This window comes from Methylobacterium iners (genome assembly GCF_022179305.1).
GTDB lineage: Bacteria > Pseudomonadota > Alphaproteobacteria > Rhizobiales > Beijerinckiaceae > Methylobacterium > Methylobacterium iners.
Genome location: NZ_BPQP01000130.1, coordinates 1 through 18215 on the forward strand (window position 1 = coordinate 1; position 18215 = coordinate 18215).

General features: G+C 62.4%; 14 protein-coding genes and 2 pseudogenes. 5 read left to right on the forward strand and 11 right to left on the reverse strand.

Annotation, left to right across the window (positions count from 1 at the left end; genetic code table 11):
- Positions 1-22 precede the first annotated feature (22 nt).
- The gene (locus tag MFF55_RS25820) at positions 23-388 is read left to right on the forward strand and encodes a tRNA-binding protein (RefSeq protein WP_238247022.1); all 366 of its coding nucleotides are present in this window, start codon (positions 23-25) and stop codon (positions 386-388) included.
- Between the two features lie 638 nt (positions 389-1026).
- Here the strand turns inward: MFF55_RS25820 and MFF55_RS25825 are convergent.
- The 5 genes and pseudogenes from MFF55_RS25825 to ybaL form a co-directional block, all read right to left on the reverse strand.
- Positions 1027-2790 carry a monovalent cation:proton antiporter-2 (CPA2) family protein gene (locus MFF55_RS25825; RefSeq protein WP_238247000.1) on the reverse strand — a complete coding sequence of 588 codons (1764 nt, stop codon included), beginning with the start codon at positions 2788-2790 and terminating at the stop codon, positions 1027-1029.
- A 181-nt stretch (positions 2791-2971) separates the two neighbouring features.
- A pseudogene (locus MFF55_RS27320) lies at positions 2972-3100 on the reverse strand (pirin family protein); the annotation flags it as partial.
- 212 nt (positions 3101-3312) lie between these two features.
- Positions 3313-3711: a DUF3124 domain-containing protein gene (locus MFF55_RS25830; RefSeq protein WP_238247002.1), complete on the reverse strand. Its 399-nt coding sequence runs from the start codon at positions 3709-3711 to the stop codon at positions 3313-3315.
- A 550-nt stretch (positions 3712-4261) separates the two neighbouring features.
- Positions 4262-4393, reverse strand: a complete 132-nt coding sequence (locus MFF55_RS26930) for a hypothetical protein (RefSeq protein ID WP_283206805.1) — start codon at positions 4391-4393, stop codon at positions 4262-4264.
- Between the two features lie 43 nt (positions 4394-4436).
- Entirely contained in the window at positions 4437-6320 is a 1884-nt protein-coding gene (gene ybaL / locus MFF55_RS25835) for a YbaL family putative K(+) efflux transporter (RefSeq protein WP_238247024.1), read from the reverse strand.
- Positions 6321-6422: 102 nt separating this feature from the next.
- Here ybaL and MFF55_RS25840 point away from each other — a divergent pair, with 102 nt between their 5' ends.
- On the forward strand, positions 6423-6677 hold the full coding sequence (locus MFF55_RS25840) for a helix-turn-helix transcriptional regulator (protein ID WP_238247004.1): 255 nt from the start codon (positions 6423-6425) through the stop codon (positions 6675-6677).
- A 410-nt stretch (positions 6678-7087) separates the two neighbouring features.
- Here MFF55_RS25840 and MFF55_RS25845 read toward each other — a convergent pair whose 3' ends face one another.
- Positions 7088-7453, reverse strand: a complete 366-nt coding sequence (locus MFF55_RS25845) for a PRC-barrel domain-containing protein (RefSeq protein WP_238247006.1) — start codon at positions 7451-7453, stop codon at positions 7088-7090.
- A gap of 660 nt (positions 7454-8113) precedes the next feature.
- Positions 8114-10426, reverse strand: coding sequence for a hybrid sensor histidine kinase/response regulator (locus MFF55_RS25850; RefSeq protein WP_306421478.1), 2313 nt, complete (start codon positions 10424-10426; stop codon positions 8114-8116).
- Positions 10427-11378: 952 nt separating this feature from the next.
- On the opposite strand from MFF55_RS25850, the gene MFF55_RS25855 reads away from it, so the two are divergent.
- Positions 11379-13484: a methyl-accepting chemotaxis protein gene (locus MFF55_RS25855; protein WP_238247010.1), complete on the forward strand. Its 2106-nt coding sequence runs from the start codon at positions 11379-11381 to the stop codon at positions 13482-13484.
- A 298-nt stretch (positions 13485-13782) separates the two neighbouring features.
- Here the strand turns inward: MFF55_RS25855 and MFF55_RS25860 are convergent, their stop codons facing one another.
- Together MFF55_RS25860 and MFF55_RS25865 are read right to left on the reverse strand one after the other, a co-directional pair.
- The gene (locus MFF55_RS25860; RefSeq protein WP_238247012.1) at positions 13783-13923 is read right to left on the reverse strand and encodes a hypothetical protein; all 141 of its coding nucleotides are present in this window, start codon (positions 13921-13923) and stop codon (positions 13783-13785) included.
- Positions 13924-14141: 218 nt separating this feature from the next.
- Positions 14142-14279 (reverse strand): annotated as a pseudogene (locus tag MFF55_RS25865) (LysR family transcriptional regulator); the annotation flags it as partial.
- A 496-nt stretch (positions 14280-14775) separates the two neighbouring features.
- On the opposite strand from MFF55_RS25865, the gene MFF55_RS25870 reads away from it, so the two are divergent.
- The gene (locus MFF55_RS25870; RefSeq protein WP_238247013.1) at positions 14776-15498 is read left to right on the forward strand and encodes a hypothetical protein; all 723 of its coding nucleotides are present in this window, start codon (positions 14776-14778) and stop codon (positions 15496-15498) included.
- Positions 15499-16194: 696 nt separating this feature from the next.
- Here the strand turns inward: MFF55_RS25870 and MFF55_RS25875 are convergent.
- Positions 16195-16569 (reverse strand): DUF1330 domain-containing protein, encoded by a 375-nt coding sequence (locus MFF55_RS25875; RefSeq protein WP_238247016.1) that lies wholly within the window; start codon positions 16567-16569, stop codon positions 16195-16197.
- A 341-nt stretch (positions 16570-16910) separates the two neighbouring features.
- Entirely contained in the window at positions 16911-17243 is a 333-nt protein-coding gene (locus MFF55_RS25880; RefSeq protein ID WP_238247018.1) for a hypothetical protein, read from the reverse strand.
- A 517-nt stretch (positions 17244-17760) separates the two neighbouring features.
- Between MFF55_RS25880 and MFF55_RS25885 the strand changes: the two genes are divergently transcribed.
- The gene (locus tag MFF55_RS25885; protein ID WP_238247020.1) at positions 17761-17979 is read left to right on the forward strand and encodes a hypothetical protein; all 219 of its coding nucleotides are present in this window, start codon (positions 17761-17763) and stop codon (positions 17977-17979) included.
- Positions 17980-18215 lie beyond the last annotated feature (236 nt).

The window sequence follows — 18215 nt, forward strand, 5'->3', positions numbered from 1 at the left end:
CATTTGATTTTGCGCGCTACACATCCGCCACGACTCCAACGCACCAGCCCTGCCACAGATCTCCTTCGAGCAGTTCCTCGCGGTTGACATCCGCGTCGGGCGAGTCGTCTCGGCCGAGCCCTTTCCTGAAGCGCGCAAGCCCGCCCTCAAGCTCACCATCGACTTTGGGCCAGTGATCGGCCTCAAGCGATCATCGGCGCAGATTACCGAGCACTACACACCCGAGGCGCTGGTCGGCCGACTGATTGCGGCGGTTGTGAACTTCCCGCCCCGCCAGATTGGCAAGTTCAGGTCGGAGGTCCTCACACTCGGCTTTCCGGATGAGCAGGGTGCCGTTGTGCTCTTTGCTCCCGACATGGCCGTGCCGGTCGGCGGACGCCTGTTCTGATAGATGCCTGTTCGAAAGCTCAGTCCCGCCGGCACCCGCTAAGCGGGTTTTTTTGTCGCGTTGTCCTGGCCGGGCACCTGCCTCATGGACGGCGATGGAAGTTCACTGACACTTCCACATCCTTGAACCCGCCCGGCACACGCCGCGGCGGGCTTTTTTGTGCGCATCGTTGCACGTTCGCAATTTTCCGGCTTACCGGTGTGTAGCAGGATCGCTGGGCTGCTCCCTCGAGCAGTCGGTTTGAGACTCGCTGGTTCTTTCCCTGATTAGCATCAGTGATGCCAACCGAAACTCAGATCAGCCCGGCCGTCTCTCCGACGGACCGGGCTTTTTCCTCCTTTTGCGTCGAAACCTTGCCACGCCACTCGTCGTTCGTAGCCGTCCGCGACAAACGAGCGGGCCAGGTCACTTCGGGAGAGTTGCCCTGGCCCACTGGCTTTGCACCCTCAGAGCAGTAGCAGAGCGCACGCGGCCCCTTAGACCTGCTCTTATCGAGCGTGACTTTAAGCCAGCATCAAAGTCGCGCCCTACAGTGAGTGGGCCTACGCTACATCGGTCCAAGATGGCGCGCGCCGTCATCCCGAGCAATCTTGGCCACACCCTTTGTGAGACTGGCCAGGCATGTTCCCTTAATCCCCTCAGCCGACCTCCTGAGCCACAGCTGCGTTTCCGTGAATCAGCTCACGACCTGCATAGATGCCCCCGACTGTTTGCAACTCAAGACGCTCCAAGTCGCGCCGACGAACCTCGGCCATCGCAGCATGAGCCGAGTCCGGATCATCGCCGATTGTCTGCAGCGCCTGCGCACCGAACGCGAGTGCCGACTCAAAGGTCTCGCGCAGTTGGAACGTGACCCCAGCATGAATCAGTTCAATTGCATGCTCACGGTCGCGAGCCCGAGCAAGTACGGGGACGAGTGGGAACTCGGCCTTTGCGATCTCAGCAATCCGCTTGGCAGCGTTGCGATCGTCCACGCAGATCAGGATCGCCCGCGCTGTCGCAGTCCCAGCCGCATGCAGTATATCAAGACGCGTGCCGTCGCCATAATAGACCTTGAACCCAAATTCCTCGGCGACCCGGATGTAGGCGGGATTAGTGTCGATGATCGACACCGTGCAGCCGCGGGAGATCAGCGGTTGGCTGACAATCTGACCGAAGCGCCCGAAGCCGATGATCAGAGCGCTGCCAACGAGGTTTTCCGGCACATCAACGCCGTCTGTTGAGACACCCGCCTTCCGGCCGAAGCGATCATAGGTGATCACCATCAAGGGCGTCAGCGTCATCGATAGGATGATGGTGGCCGTCAGGATCGCATTGGTCGTGCCGTCGATGATCCCGGCGCTGGTCGCGGCGGCATAGAGCACGAAGGCGAACTCGCCGCCCTGCGCCATTAGGATAGCCCGCTCCAACGCCTCTGGGTGCGAGGCTCGCAGGGCTCGGGCTACTGCGTAAATGACGAGGCTTTTCACAACCATGTAGGCGGCGACGCTCGCCAGGATCAGTGCCCAGTTCGCACCGATGACGGTCAGGTCGAGCGACATGCCAACGCTGAGGAAGAACAGGCCGAGCAAGATGCCCCGGAACGGCTCGACGTCGGCTTCGAGCTGATGCCGGAAGGTTGACTCCGAGAGCAGGACGCCGGCGAGGAAGGCGCCCATGGCCATCGAAAGGCCGCCGAGCTGCATGGCCAGCGCCGAGCCGAGCACGACCAAGAGGGCGGCCGCCGTCATGACTTCTCGGGCTTTGGAAGCGGCTAGGAGACGGAACATCGGGTTAAGCAGCCAGCGTCCGGCCGCGACGAGCGCTGCAATGGAGCCGAGCGCAATAGCGATGCTGTAAATGCGATCGACCGTGTTCGATGCTTGGCCGCCGGGCGCCAGAAGGGCGACGGCCGCGAGCAGCGGTACGATGGCGAGATCCTCCAGCAGCAGGATCGCGACGATGCGCTGGCCCTTCGGGGTTGAAAGCGAGCTGCGCTCTTCAAGGAGCTGCATCACAATGGCTGTCGAGGTCAGTACGAAACCGGTGCCGGCCACGAACGACACGGCGAGCGGGAATCCCATCGCGACGCCAACGAGGGTCAAAGCCGCGATGCAGGCGCCGACTTGTGCGAGGCCGAGGCCAAAGATCTCGCGCCGCAATCCCCAGAGCCGGGACGGCTCCATCTCCAGGCCGATGATGAACAGAAATAGGACCACGCCGAGTTCGGCGACGTGCAAGATGGCGTGGGGATCCGAGAACAGGCCAAGCCCGAAGGGGCCAATGGCGAGCCCGGCCACGAGGTAGCCGAGGACGGAGCCGAGCCCCATGCGCTTGAACAACGGAACCGCCACGACACCGGCGGCGAGGAGGGCGACCACTTGGACGAGTTCGCTCGCAGCGCTCGACGCTTCACCAGCCATTGCGTTCACTTGTCCTTTTGGGCGGGTTAGACGCGCCGCACACGAGTGGAGGCTACGAGTCGTATCGCTGGACGAAACGACAGGCGGGTTAGGCGGCCCCGCATGTTTTGGGCCCCACGCTCCTGACCCATGCCAACGTCGCCGTCGAGCCTCACCGGGGTCTCGTCAGGGATACCGAACCGGTGGAGGGGAGGGCCTGACGCACAGCAAACGAGCTGAGGTCGCGCGAGCGAGGGACGATTAACGTCTGGATGGCACTACAAGTGAAGTGATCACCAGGGATGGGGTCTTCCGCGCTGTGCCAGCTCATTGCCGATCCACCTCTTGTTCAGCCTGTTGAACCTCCAGTGGGGTGTACAGCGCAACCCCGGCTTCGATGCGGACCGCCGTTCTGACCGCTTGTCGAGGGCCAGCCAAGTGGTCCGGCCTCAAGTAGGAACTTCAGCCATTCTGATAATCCAGCGCGACGCACCACTTGCAGCACAGGTGCAGCAACCGCTCCCCTTCTAGTTTTCGGTAAGCTCAGGTTCTTGGAGCAACCCGACCGGAACTTGTGAATGAGAAGCCCTGCGCTCCATAAAAGCCGATCATCACCGCCTCGGCGATTGGCGGTGAGGCGCCATCGGACGCAGACCAATCGACGAGGAACTTCGCGCCTGTGCCACCTTGGACATCCTTGTCGGCGATGACGATCTCGAGCGTGCCCAGACCCGCCAGTGTTCGCGGACTATCAAGGTAGGCACGGACGAGCGCTCCATCCGTACCGTAGTAATCGACACGCTCGATCCGGACCGGCGCTGCCTGCGACATGTTGCGGATGCTGAGTGTCACCGTCAGGTCGATACGCGTAGCTCCCCCGCCGGCTGCGATGCTGGAATATGCCGGCACATAGAAGCGTCCCTGGCGTCCCCGCACCAGCATTTGGCGTCTCAGCCTCGGCGGGAGAAACCACTGCCCTCCAAATCCCCGGCACCGTCGTCTCAAACGTTGAAAGCGAACCGACGAGCAGACTAACGGCGGCGAGCGCAACGCCTGTTTCGACGATCCACGAATCGGTTCGAAGACCCTTCTTCCGGCTGAATTGGTCCGAGCCAGGCGATCGCATGCTCTCATCCTCCATCACGTCACGCCTTCAAGCCTCGGGCTTCGACGAGGGACTTGTCCTCAACGTTCTCGTGCTCGCCTCGGCTAATCGGGTCGCTGCCGAGATCCCGCACGGCCTCCAACTGCACGCCTGCCCGCGCTTCAGCCGTGATCTCCCGCGGTGCGCAGATCACGAGTGCGGAATCATCTCAAGCAAAGCCCAGAAGGGATCTGACGTGTTCGTCCTGAAGAACCTTGCCGCGGCCGGCGGGCTTTTTTTACCATTGCGACGCTGCTCGCCCCAGATTGGGTGAAGGTTTTATTCGCTACCGGCCATAGCGTGGATGACAGCCGCGACCTCCGCCCTTTGTGGGTGATGCGCGCTGTCTTAGATCGCCCCGTTGATGAGCGCGGAAATGTCTTCCGGCGAGAGAACCTTGTTCTGCTTCAGAGTTTCCAGGAGCCGGGCCATCAGTGCAATAGTAGCCTGAGCCACAGCGTCCGAGTCGTAGATATTCATTTTTGCTTTCCTTGCTCGTCAGCAAACATCCGCCAGCGAAGAACTAAGGGATGTTTTCGACTGAACGATCAGCCCCAACATCCCCACCTTCTTCGTCCGTTCGCGTTCGAGCGCCTGCTCCGATCTGAGCACGCTCGAAGGCATCACCGGCGGGGCCGAGATTATCGGTATCGAACGCTGCGAACGTGCCTCGTTCGCGGAACAGGAAGTTCGCCATCTCGCGCGCGATCTCCAGCTCTCCCAACACGATGCGGTCGGCGCCGAAGCGCTGCAGGTGCGCGACCGCCGCGTCCGAGTGCGCGCGCGCGACGATCTCGATGTCGGGATTGGCAGCACGTGCCCGCTCCAACAGGGTGCTCGCCTCGAAGGGGTTCGGGATCGCACTGACGAGGCACTTGGCTCCAGCCAGGTTCGCCGCCTCCAGCAACGCACGGTGCCCCGCGTTGCCGAGAATGACCTCCACTCCCTGGGCGCGGAGTGGCTCGACCGTTCCCTCTCGTTCTTCAATGACGAGGAACGGCTCGCCGCGTTCCAGTAAGGCTTTGCCGATCAGGCTCCCCACTCGGCCGTAGCCCACGAGAACGGTGTGGCCGCTTAGACTCGTGGCGGGCAACTCGGACGCAGGCACAGCGGGAGGCGCGCGGTCGACCTCGACCGGATCCTGCTTCTTCTGCTCGCGTGCCTGTAGGCGCGGCGCGAACCTGTCGAGTGCCACGAACAGGAGCGGGTTGATCAGGATGGACAGGAGGGCGCCTGCCAGGATGAGATCCTGTCCCTCCTGCGGCAGCAAGGCGAGGCTCACGCCGAGACCGGCCAGGATGAACGAGAACTCGCCGATCTGCGCCAAGCTGGCCGAGATCGTCAGGGCCGTCCCCAAAGGGTGGCGGAAGGCTATCACGATGAGCAGCGCGGCGATGGACTTGCCCACCACGATGATCGCCACGGTCGCCAGCACGGGTCCGGGCTGCCGCACCAGGATGGAGGGGTCGAACAGCATGCCGACGGAGACGAAGAACAGCACCGCGAAGGCGTCGCGCAGGGGCAGGGTCTCTTGGGCCGCCTGATGACTGAGCTGGGACTCGGCCAGGATCATGCCGGCGAAGAAGGCGCCGAGCGCGAAGGATACACCGAACAACTCCGCTGAGCCGAAGGCGACGCCGAGCGCGATGGCGAGCACCGCCAGGCGAAACAGTTCGCGCGAGCCGGTATGCGCCACCCAGTGCAATATCCAGGGAATGACCCGGCGGCCCACGAGGAGCATGAGGCCGACGAAAGCCGCGACCTTGATCAGGGTCAGAGCAAGGGCGAGCCACACGCTGCCGGGATCAAGCCAGCCGACCAGGCCGACGGCCTGAACCGCTGCTGCCGTGTCGTTGCGTGCGACGGCATCGGCGCGCCCGCCCAACAATCCGGAAAGTGCAGGCAGGAGCACCAGGGCGAGCACCATCGCAAGGTCCTCGACGATGAGCCAACCGACCGCGATGCGGCCCTTCTCGCTCTCGATCAGCCGCCGCTCCTGCAAGGCTCTCAGCAGCACGACGGTGCTCGCCACGGAGAGTGCAAGGCCGAACACAAGGCCGGCGCCGAGCGACCAGCCCAGTGACCAGGCCAGCGCCATCCCGAGCCCAGTGGCGATCGCCATCTGGCCGATGGCACCCGGCAGGGCGATGGCTCGCACGGCAAGAAGGTCTTTGAGGGAGAAGTGCAGCCCGACGCCGAACATGAGCAAGATGACGCCGATCTCAGCCAGCTGAGGCGCGAGCTGCTGATCGGCGACGTAGCCCGGCGTGAAGGGGCCAATCGCAATGCCAGCCAGGAGGTAGCCGACCAGAGGCGAGAGCTTGAGCCGATGCGCGAGTGCGCCGAACACAAAGGCAAGCCCGAGGCCGGCAACGATGGTGGCAATCAGCGACGTGTGATGCGGCATCAAGGCTCCTCGGCGGGGAGAAATGGGGCTCCTTGTTATCGGTGCTGCACCTCGATATATCAACCTTAAACGTTGAAGTTGTTCCTTTCGGGTGAAACCTGAATGCCGCATTCGCTGTCACCCGAGCAATGTCGAGCGGCCCGTGGTCTGATCGACTGGACGCAGGAAGAGCTTGCCGATCGAGCCGGCGTTTCTCGTTCGACCGTGCGAGACTATGAGAAGGGGCGGCACGATCTGCATCGTGCCAGCGCGGCCATGATCCAGGGTGCCTTCGAGCAGGCCGGTGTGATCCTGATCAACGCCGAGGGCGATCTCGGCCCAGGCGTCCGCCTGCGGAATGGCGTTGACCCTGAGTAGGGACAACAACAATCCGAAGCGGCGTGCGAGGAGCCGATCTTAGGGTTTGGCGCGTCGTTCAACGGCCAGACCACGTTGTGATTGAGGATGCCTCCGGCGTTGCCCTGGCGCATATCTTCTTTGACCCTTCTGACAAGCCTGATCGCGCACCGGGTCAGTTGACGCGAAGCGAAGCTCTAGCGGCTGCACACAGGATGGTTGCTGCCCAAGATGCAAAGATTGCGATCCGCCGAGCGACGGCGAGGATCGAGGCTGGTGGACATGAGTTGGGCAAAACGATGCGCAAGCTGCATTAGCCCCCAACGGTAGCTTTGCCTGAGCCAACACCCAAATCACCCATGCTAAACCGTCGACGACTTAGTGCTTCACCTCAGCTAGCGCTGTATTCGACTCGCCTTCTGCAGAGATACCTATAAAGGTCCTGCGTAGTATTCGCTAAGCTCCTCCCAATCTCTGCGGGACAGAAGCGCTTTGTCACCGCGAGAGAACTCAGGTGCGTTTCGTAGCTGCTCTTCCGTGATGTTTGTCCGAAAACCGTGAAGCGTTGTGTCGTAGTGTAGTTGTTCCCATGGGATCGTGTGGACCTCTGAGCCTACACCCAACAGGCCGCCAAAGCTTGTGACCGCATAAATGACTTGGCCGCTAACCTTCTCGATAACGAGGCGCTTGATGGTTCCGATGGACTTTTGATGTGCGTCATAGACGGCGGTTCCCTCGACGCGATCGCTCTCGACAAGAGGGTGGGTCGGAGTTGAAGACGCATTCGCCTGTGACATGGCTCGCCTCCTTCATGTTTTCGCCCGTTCCAAGAAGAAAACGTCCTACAGATTGCTGAGTTCCCAAGGATGATGGGACTACATCTGCCAGCGTGCGAGCATTATAAGCTTTGCCTTTCAAAATGAAGGCCAGCTCCAATCTATAGCTGGACAATAAGTCCCACCCTGATCCTTATCTGGTGGGCTCGAGCAGTGGGTCATAGTTCCGTCGAGGTTTACGGATGTAGCACCGGGTAATATCGCGAGAGCCGCGGATGCAGGAGCTGCAACGCCTTCGTTAGTGTTGTCCTTACCAGCACCGCATTCCGGAGCACTCGGGATCATTTGCGTGTGGCATCTTGAACTGAAGCGACAAAAAGAACTTCATGGCTCGCCGATGAAAAGGGCTGAGGCAGGCAAGGCACAGTACCAGACAATTGGCAGTGTCTCTCAATCTGGAAGCGTTCAGCGAGTTGGCTGAAACCGGCCAATTGCTGCTCCAGGCCGAACACCCTTCTCCTGCGAGCTTCGTCAAATGTGCCGCTTCAACGGCGTCCCGAGTTTTACAACACAATCCACCCAAAGCGGAAGTCCGGCTCGCGACGGCTTGGCGCTAGAAGCGGAAATAGGGCCTGTTCCTAGAAGTAGACGCTGCGCTATCGTTGCAGCCTAAACCTGCCTCTAAATGGGAACGGAGCCACGTCGTTGCCCGCTGCCCGTCACCGCTCGCCTCAGCATGCGAGCAAGCTCTTCGGCCGAGTAGGGCTTTCGCAGAAGGTCGAAGCCGTGGCCATCGTCCTGCGCGAGCACGTGACTGTAGCCGGAAGTCAGGACCATCGGCAGGTTCGGGTGGCTCGCGCGCAGCTGTCGCGCCAACTCGATGCCGCCTATGCCTGGCATTACCACGTCTGAGAACACCGCATCAAAGTGCTCTGCACCCTCCTGCAGCCTGGCCAGCGCCGCCTCCGCGTTCTCAGCCCAAATTGGGTGGTGGCCGAGATCCTCCAAGATTTGCGTGCAGAAACGCCCAACCTCGAGATTGTCTTCCACGACCAGCACACGAAGGCCTGCGTCTTCGCCAGCCACCACGTCATCTGACCCTGCCACCGTCTCTTCGACAGCCGGCTTGACCTGCGGCAGGTACAAGGTGAATACAGTCCCCTCGCCCTCAGTACTACTCACGCCGACGTCTCCGCCCGACTGCTTGGCAAAGCCGATCACTTGGCTCAGTCCCAAACCCGTCCCCTTGCCCACCTCCTTTGTCGTGAAGAACGGCTCGAAGATGCGTGCGAGGTCAGTTTGAGGAATGCCGGTGCCAGTATCCGTGACCGACACCGCCACGAAGGGGCCAGGGGCACCCGCATGCCCACGGATGGGCGGCATCGGCGCTCCAGCGTCGAGGCGCAGGGTGAGCTTGCCCTCCCCATCCATGGCATCCCTCGCGTTGACCGCGATGTTGACCAACGCTGTCTCGAACTGGCTTGCGTCCGATCGGACGTAGCAGTGCTCACGAGGCAAATCGGTGATGACTTGGATGCGCGCGCCAGTCACTGAGTCGAGCATGTCCGAGATGGTCCGGAGACGCTCAGAGACTTCGAACACTTCGGGTTGGAGAGCCTGTCGTCGCGCGAAGGCCAGCAGCTGGCTGGTCAGCTTCGCTGCCCGGTCTACCGTGTCCGACACCGCGCTCAGATAGCGGCGTCTGCGCTCTTCAGCCAAATCAGGCCGGCGAAGAAACTCCACCGAGGAACGAATGATCGTCAGCAGGTTGTTGAAGTCGTGTGCCACACCACCGGTGAGCTGACCAATGGCCTCCAGCTTCTGCGACTGGCGAAGTGCCTCCTCGGCTTGCCGCTGTTCGGTGATGTCGCGGCCGAAGCCGTAGAGCAAACCGTCCTCAGGTACGATCGTCCAGAGAATGCGCCGCGTGCTGCCGTCGCGCGTGACGAACGACAGTTCGGTGTCATCGACGGGCTGCGTAGCGGCCAGGCGGCTTAGGATGTCGGAGAGCGCGTCCTGGTCCTCCGGTGCTACGAAACTCAGGAAGGCTTGTCCGACCGTCTGACCTTCGGACCAACCCAGCGCGCGAGTCCAAGATGGGTTCACACTCTCGATCCGCCCATCTGGCGCGGCGACGACCTTCAGCACTGGCGACAGAGTCCATATCCGGTCGCGGTCCCGCGTCTGAAAGGCGACCTGCGCCTCCAGGCGACTAGCCCGGGTTTGAAGCAGGTCTTCAACACGCTTGCGGTCGCTGACGTCGTGCACGAAGACGTAGAAGCCGTCGACCGATCCGTCCGCCGCGAAGCGCGGCATGTAGCGGATGTCGGCAATCCGGACCTGGCCGTTGGGACAGGCCCAGTTCATCTCGATCCTGACCTCCTCCCCCGCCAAAGCCCGTTTCATTTGTGGGCGCCGGGCCTCGAACTCGTCCTCACCAAGGACCTCCGAGAGGGTATGGCCGACGACGCTCTCAGGCGCTCGCCCCATCCAGGTCTGATAGGCGGCGTTGGCGAACCGGTAGGTGAAGCTCCGGTCGATTAGGCCGATCAGCACAGGCATGGCATCAGCCACCAGACGGAGTTCGGCCTCTCGCGCCCGCAAGGCAGCCGCCGAGCGCCGGCTCTCCAGCTGCGCCATCACGGTCCGGGCAAGCGCCTCGAGGATGAACTCCTGCTGCGCCGTCAGCGTCCTAGGTTCGCGGTCAAGCACGCACAGCGTGCCGATGGCCCACCCATCCGGCGTAAGCAGCGGGACGCCGGCATAGAAGCGCAGGTGCGGCGGGCCGGCGACCAGGATGTTGGATGCGAGCTCCGGCACCTGCTTCAGGTTCGGCAGAACGAGGATGCCATCCTCCGCCAGGGCCTGGGTGCAGAAGCCGAAGTGAAGCGGCATTTCCCGTGCATCGTGACCGACGGCTGCCTTGATCCACTGCCGATCGGTATCGATAAAGTTGACGTGAGCCATCGGTGCGTCGCAGGCCTGTGCGGCCATCTGCGCGATGTCGTCGAACTCGGGCTCTGGTGGTGTGTCAAGGATGGCATAGCTGCGGAGCGCAGCAAGGCGACGAGGGTCATCGGGATCGAAGCTTGGTGGGCAGTGATCGCTTAGTGTCCGTGTCACAGGGGCCCTCATAGCTCACGATACCGGCAAGCCCTACCGGAAGAGCGCAATGCCGGATCAGGAGCTACAAGGCGATCCACTATACCGAAGGGTCCGATGACAGACCTTCTCAATCGCTCGCATAGGTCACATGAGGCCGCTCACCACGGGAGGCGAACGACCGCTTTCCGCCGATTGTGTTGAAAAACTCGGTGGCGGCACTTTTCAGTGCATGCGCCCTACCGCGGAGGGGAGCAATCTTCTCTTCACAGGACTTCGCTTGCCCCAGCGAGCAGATCTTCAGGAGCTTGGTGGAAAGTTCTTCTGCTCTGAGCTACGTCGCAGGAGCGGCTTCGACCCCCTCCCGAGTTTTTCAACACAATCCGCCCTTGTCGGACCCTGGAAGTGTTCGCTTCTGGGCCGCCTGATTGAATGGACGTGTATGACCGGTCAGGTGGCTTTGCGCCCGCCCGCTTTCGGGGCGCAGAAATGTCTAAGACGACGTTGGCGTTCGCTCAGTGCTGATCCGTTGCAGACCTTCGTATGCCTGACCCTGAATGCCGGATCAAAGGATCTCGCCCACTTCCTGTGCCTCCCTCGCGTTCCCTGTGATTGAATCACGTTCGGCAAAGTAGCTACCGATAGTCTTCATCTTGACGCGCTTCGCAACGCGACGGCGCGCCTCAGCCATACCCGTGGTGGCCGTTTCTGGCTCATCGCCGATCGTCAGAAACTCGCCAGTGCCGCCGGCGAAAGTGCTTAAACTGTAAGTTCCAGTTCAGCATTCTTGCGCAGGGTGCCAGCAGCTGCGGTAGCCCAGCCCAGCTCTGTGGCGAGATGAATTATGCATGTAAGCCGATTTTCCCCTAAGATTGGCACGACCCTTCAGCTGCTTCTAGGCTCCATGACCGCCCTGGTCGTTGTCGCAGCGGGAGCGCCAATCTACGGCGAGGTTCAGAAACTCCGCGACAGTGCACACGTCACGCAGGTTGCGGAAGCCGGTCGCGAGGTGTTCGCCGCGCTCCAAAACACGCGCACCCAGCGTGGGCCTACACGCGTGGCGCTAGAAGCCAAACTCCCAGCCTCCGACGCCTTCCTGGGCATGCTTGTCGCCGCGCGCCAAAAAGCTGACCCAGCCACGGCCCGTGTTATCGAGCTTTGCAACGCAATCGACTGTACGAGCGGACAAAGCGAGATCGCTGCAGGCTTGCCTCGGAGCGTCGAGCGCTTTGCTGCGCTTCGCAAGGAAGCCGATGCCGCCCTCAGAGTCCCCCTGGAGCAGCGGCGCCTAGCCCTAAGCAGCGAGTACAACGCTGCTGCGAGCGAGGTGGTCGACAGGTTGGAGAAGATGTCGGTCGCGCTTGGGGAAGCGATCCGGATGGTTGACACCACGACGGCAGAGCTAATGGCTATCAAGCAAGCTGCTTGGCTCGCTCGTGATGGCATTGGGCTAGAGCGCACAGCCCTGGCCGAAGCGCGCAGCAAAGGCGAGCTGACGCCGGCGTTGGATCGCAAAATGGCTGATCTGCGTGGCCGAGCCCTTGTGAACTGGTCGGTGCTCAACGAGCTTCTCGCTCGGCCCGGCGCCCCGAGTACACTGGTTGCCCTAGCAAGCACAGCCAAAAGCGTGACGTTCGGGACCTTCGAACAGGTCCGCAAAACCGCCTATGAGGACGTTGCCGCTAAGCGCGCGCCAACCGTCAGCAATGATGAACTTGATCGGATCGGTAACGAAGGCTTGGAAGCTCTGACAGCCATCCCGAATACCGCGATGAGCATGGCCCAGGAGCACGCACAAACGCGGCAAGCGGAGGCTTGGACAAGGCTGTTGGCTCAAGCCGGATTGCTTTTGGTGGCCGTTATCCTTGCTCTTGCTGGGTTTGTCATTGTGCAGTGGCGCGTGACAGGTCCAATTATCGGCATGACTCGGATAATGCGCCGCTTGGCTGGCGGCGACCATGATGTGCAGGTCCTCGGCGCTCACCGCCGAGACGAGATCGGCGAGATGGCGAAGGCCGTGCAGGTGTTCAAGGATGGCCTGATCCGGATGGGAGATCTTGAGACGGAGACGGCGCTTGCGCGCTCCTCTGCGGAAGCGCAGCGAAAGGCAGCGATGCGCGAGATGGCAGACAACTTCGAGGCTGCAATCAGCGGCATCGTCGGGATGGTCGCATCAGCCGCCACCGAGCTGCAGGCGACGGCGCAAAGCATGACCGGCACGGCTTCTGAAACGGCCAGTCAGTCCTCCACCGTTGCGGCTGCCGCTGAGCAGGCGGCTACGAACGTCACTACCGTTGCAGCGGCAGCCGAGGAGCTGGGCTCGTCCGTGCAGGAGATCGGCCGGCAGGTGAATGGCTCAGCCCACCTCGCCCAGGCTGCTGTGAACGAGGCGGCACAGACCGCCAGCCTCGTCAACGAGCTGAGTGGTGCAGTCTCGAAGATCGGCGACGTAGTGTCGATGATCACCAGCATCGCAGGCCAGACGAACCTCTTGGCGTTGAACGCCACCATTGAGGCAGCACGGGCTGGTGAGGCAGGACGCGGCTTTGCAGTGGTTGCAGCTGAAGTGAAGGAACTCGCCAATCAGACGGCACGCGCGACAGAGGACATTTCGAGCCAAATCGGCAGGATCCAAGGCTCAACAGGTCAAGCGGTCTCCGCCATCGGCAGCATTTCAGCGCGCATCCAGGAGATCAGTGGAGTAGCAACCGCTATCTCCGCTGCTGTCGAGGAGCAGGGCGCGGCGACGCATGAGATCGTGCGCAACGTGGCTCAGGCAGCGGTCGGAACGGGTGAGGTGACAAGCAATATCACGGGCATGGCGAGTGCTGCCGAAGCGACTGGTGCGGCGGCTACTCAGGTGCTCGCGTCGGCCTCTGAGCTGTCGCGCCAGTCTCAGAGCTTGAGCACCGAGGTAAATCGGTTTCTTGCCAGGGTGCGCGCCGCCTAAGGTAGTTCATCCACGTCTCACACGCTCAGCAACTCTCATACTGCAACCCCGCCCGTCTTGGGCGGGGTTTTGTTTATAAGCCGACCGCTCGCGGAATGACTTGGGTGACGCTTCGAACCGCCAGGCACAAAAGCTATGCCGTTCTGTAACATCCAGACTGCGAACGATCGCTTTCCGCAATCGCGTAGCCTGGCCTCTACGGCGAGGTTGCGTCGAAAGCCAAACGCCCGCTTCCGGACGCGACGTTCAGTTCCGCATTCCACCCTTCTCGGACATTGGCCTGAGAGGTTGACCGGGTTCACCCCTTCACCGGCCGCGCGAGCAGGATCGCCGTGCGGGCCATGTTCCGCCTGTAGGCCAGTGAGGCGGTAGGCACCTCAAGCGCCTTGGCGGCAATCTCCAACCCCTTCAGGGCCGCGGCAAGAAACCAACTGGACATAACCCATTGAGAATGAACGATCCCGGTTCGGTCCGATCCATTCCGATGCGATCTCGTCCATAGGGATCAAGCTCAACCTTCGGGAAACCGTCGGGACGATTTTCGAGGTTCATGGGCCCTGAGTGCAGCCTCCGACACCCAGGCATCCGTCAGCCCCGTCGCCACCCCGCCATCCCCACAGCAATGACAGCCTGGGCGGACGGCATGCAACCGCCGCCCTACGTGCGTCGACGTTGGGTGTCGACGACCAATTGGAAGGCCAGCGTGGTCTGCCGCCGGCTCGGGTAGTAGAGGTGGTAGCCCGGGAACGGCGCGCACCAATCGGCGAGCGCCTGTACGAGCCTGCCCTCCGCAATGATCGGCGCCGCCTTGTTCTCGGCTGAACCTCGCGGAAACGAGCGATCAGTAACATGGGCCGGCCGGACGCCGTCGAGGGCGACCAAGGGAGCAAGCGTCATCCGTGTCCGTTAGGAACTTCCGCCACCGTTACACGCCCGCCGGACAAGGGACCGCCGGGCAGGATCCGCTCCCTCTGACGACGACCGAGATCGCGGATGCCGCGATCCGCGAGATCGTGCAGATCTCGCTCGGCAGCGCGCCCTTCGACATCTTCCTCGATCAGCTCCTCGTTCCAAACGTGACCCCTTCCGCTGGATCGCCCAGCTCGGGCAGATCCGCGAGACGCGTACGGCACTCTCAGGTCTGTTCGGTCGGTTCGTCGCCCGAGCCTACCTGACGCGTTACTGGGGTCATCGCTATTTCGAACCCATCCGAGCCAATCTTCAGGCCCTGGGCGGATGGCCCCACTTCACGGTCCAGAAGAACCTGCCCGGCGATCTGCCCGACTGGATCGTGGCGACGGCAGCAGGAGCGAACACGTTCGCCGTTGCCGAGGCCAAGGGTTCCCATAACGGATCCGGCCCCATGCCGTCGTTGTCGGCCGCGATGGCCCAAGCCCGCCGCATCGACATCATGGCGAACAACAGCAAGCTCAAGGTGAAGCGTTATGCCATCGCCACCCGATGGGCCGTGCAGGGCCACGCTCGGCTGCAGGACCCTTACCTCTGGGTGGACGATCCCGACGAGGGGGAGGTCGATCCGACCCCGAAGGACCTCCGGCACATCAGACGTAGCATCGCGCTCGGCCACTACTCCGCCTTCGCAGAAGGCTTCGGACTTGCCGAAACGGCGCAGGCCCTGCTGAGGGCGAAGCTGGAGCCGCCCGGTCGCCTCGACCTCCCCTGCCGCGACCAGACGATCCTGTCCGTTGTCGGGGGCGAACCCTATCCAGTGATCGCGGCTGCCGTCGTGCCGAACGGCGTGATTCCACTACCTCGCGACACCGACCTCGACACGTTCGGGGGGGCGCTGTTGACGCTGTTCGGCGAACGGGTCGCCATCCTTGCCGTCCGCATTGACGCAATCCTTGACGCCGATCGTATGAAGGAAAGGGAAGGCGATGTTTTGCCATTGCCAGCCGACCCGTCCTTCTGGCGACTTCGCCGCGGGCAGGGCGACGGCTCCGAGCAGGTTCCGCTTACCGAAGTCAGGCTCCAGCGCCTTCTGGTCGGCTGACATCGCCTCGGCTCGCACCAGCAGTGGACAGGTAAACGTGGTGCTGGCCCGGGGCACACGGCGGTGGTACACACGGATCATGAAAACGGGCGCCGCGAGGCCCATTTCCCTAGGGAAAGCGTGAACTGGGGTACAGTCCCCCCCTCTCCGCCAGTCAAACCTTAAGCGCCTGTGATGACGGCATCTTTGTGATTGCGTGAGCTACTGAGCGCGCTGCTGCTACGAAGCCTTGGGAATGCGCGGCCTACGCGCACCCCACGTGAGACCTCAGCCTCCGCCGAGGCGATCGCGTTCCCGCTGCCAAGCCTCCCTCACCTCGCGAAAGTGCCGCTCCTCCTCCGTCAGGGGCCGGGCAAAGCGCCATTCCCAAAGGAGCACGCAGCCGATCCCCACGAACAGGATACCGACGAAGAAGCCCTGCCAAAGGAGATCGTTGGAGGTCCAGGCGTTCTCTATACGAAAAAGCGTAGGCCAATATTGATGGCAGCGATCGACCCGGCCACGATAAACACTAGGCCGATGAGGCCGTAGCGACGGCGACGCCAGATCTCACCGATGTCGTTCATGGGTCGGTGTCTCCGCTCACGCGGGACCAACGCTGACCCATCGCTCTAGTGCCTCTAGGCTGAGCGCCGCGGTCACCGGAATGGCTCGGTTCAGCGGTGATCCCGCGCGGAGCGCCGTCGCTCACCGCCCCTACAAGCTGCCGCTCAGCGGTTCCGGAGCATCGTCCCGCGGCACCTGCTCACCTTCAGGGGCTTGCTGGCCGTCGACACGCGCTCGTTCGACACCCTCGACGATCACGACGTCGACGGTCGCCGCCCCCTCCCGCAGGCGCGCCACCTCGGCGTAGGCCGGCGAATGCCAGCACGCGCGAGCCGTCTCGTAGGTGTCGAAGGCGATGACCACGTTGCGCGGTCTCGCCTCGCCTTCGACGGCCTCGAGGCGCCCGCCAGCGACGAGGAACCGCCCGCCGAAGCGTTCGACGACGGCCGGAAGCGCCTGCGCGTAAGCGGCGTAGGGCTCGGGGTCCGTCACGGTGATGCGGGCGATCCAATAGCCGCTCGGCATAAGTCTCTCCTTCCTGAAGGTACCGCTTTAGCCCGTTGCGTTGGATGATGCCCTGATTGGGCTCGGGCGCCGAACCTGGCAGGGGCGGAGAACCGACCATCGAGGAATGGTGCCGACGGCAGCCACACCGCATCGCCATTCCTGCCGGGCCGCCTCTGCGAGGACCGTCATGGCGGAGCCCAGGTTCAGGGCCGGCTCCCGCGGCATGTTCACGAAGCGGAGCTGGACCGGGATCAAGGCGGCGTTGGGCCTGTAGGGGTCGAACGCCATCAGCTAGGCCCTGTCCGCTTCGGGAAGCGTGGCTTTCCAGATGCCTGCTCCCCATGAGCGTTCCATCTCGATCAGCGTCGCTTCGCCGTCGCGGACGGCTTCGCGAAAACCTCCTCGCACATGCTGCCGAGGCTGCTGCGCATCACGCCTCTCGCCCATTCGCGACGTCCGTCATCGATCAGCTTGATCGCCGCCTCCTGCGGCGTCGCCTTGGCGCAAGCCCGCATGGCCTTCATCTGCGGGTACTCGATGTCCTGTCCGCAGGATTTCTTCGCCTGCAGAAACAGCCCGTATTTCTGGAAACGCTCGGAGCAATCCTCGGCTCCCGAGGCGGTGGTGGTAGCAAAGACGCCGGCCATGAGCGTCAGGGCAAAGCAGGCGTGCGGCGCTGATCGTGATGGCATTCCGGCGTTACGTCCTCATGGATGTCGGCGCGAGCAACGTCGGGAGGAGCTGAACGGTTCAGCCGCTTGGCTTCATGTCTGCCGCACGCGGGTCCGCTCCACGAAAGCAGCCCACAATCGTGGCTTCGGCCCCTTGCTGACCCCGCTACTCAGCCGAAGCGCATCTCGGCCGGGAGCTGTCGGCAGGCGCCGAGGAAGGCGAACTGGTGTTCGGCTCGACATGAACGCGACCGCGAATGGCCATGCCCGCATGCCCGGCGGTGGGCTCACCGCTTGAAGTCACGAAGACGAGAGGTGGCTACAAGCTGGGTGCAGGTCCAGGTTGCATCGGCAAACACGCTGCAAAGGACAGAGCGCAGTTCCTACAGTGCGTTAGCTCGAAAGAACGAGGCGTGCCCAACCGATCCGGGCATACCAATGCCCGCAATTCAACCCCGTGCATTAACTTTCTGTTAACTCCTGAAATTCGATCTGATGGCCTCACTCAAGGCTATAGATCACACTCATGGTGTCTATAATGCAACAATTTGACTTTGGCTCGCGAATTTCTTTAACACAGATTGGTTTCGATCTACGCGATCACCTCGCCGATACCTTTGACGAGCCTGTCGAAATGGTGTTTGGCGCATTACTTGACGCGCTCGACCATGCGGAGGGGGCCCTCTGCTTGGCACCCAACGACTATCAGTGGAGCAGCACCGCCGCAGCGTTCGCCCATGCCGGCAGCGGTAATTAGGCAGCGTGCTTTCGCTTTTCACGCATGGCGAGCAGCGCCTGCTGAGCCTCTGGCTCCTCAGCGCCAGTGTGTTGATCGCAATGAGTGGTTGCGAGGGCCATCATCGCTGCGACGCACTACAACTTCTGGTTGTTAATCTCGAGCAGGATGGCAGCGTCGGCTTTGAGCCAGATTTGGGAAGGCCCTGTTCATGTCGTTAAGCCGCCGGTTCTTCACCTGTGCCTGTTGCGCCTCGC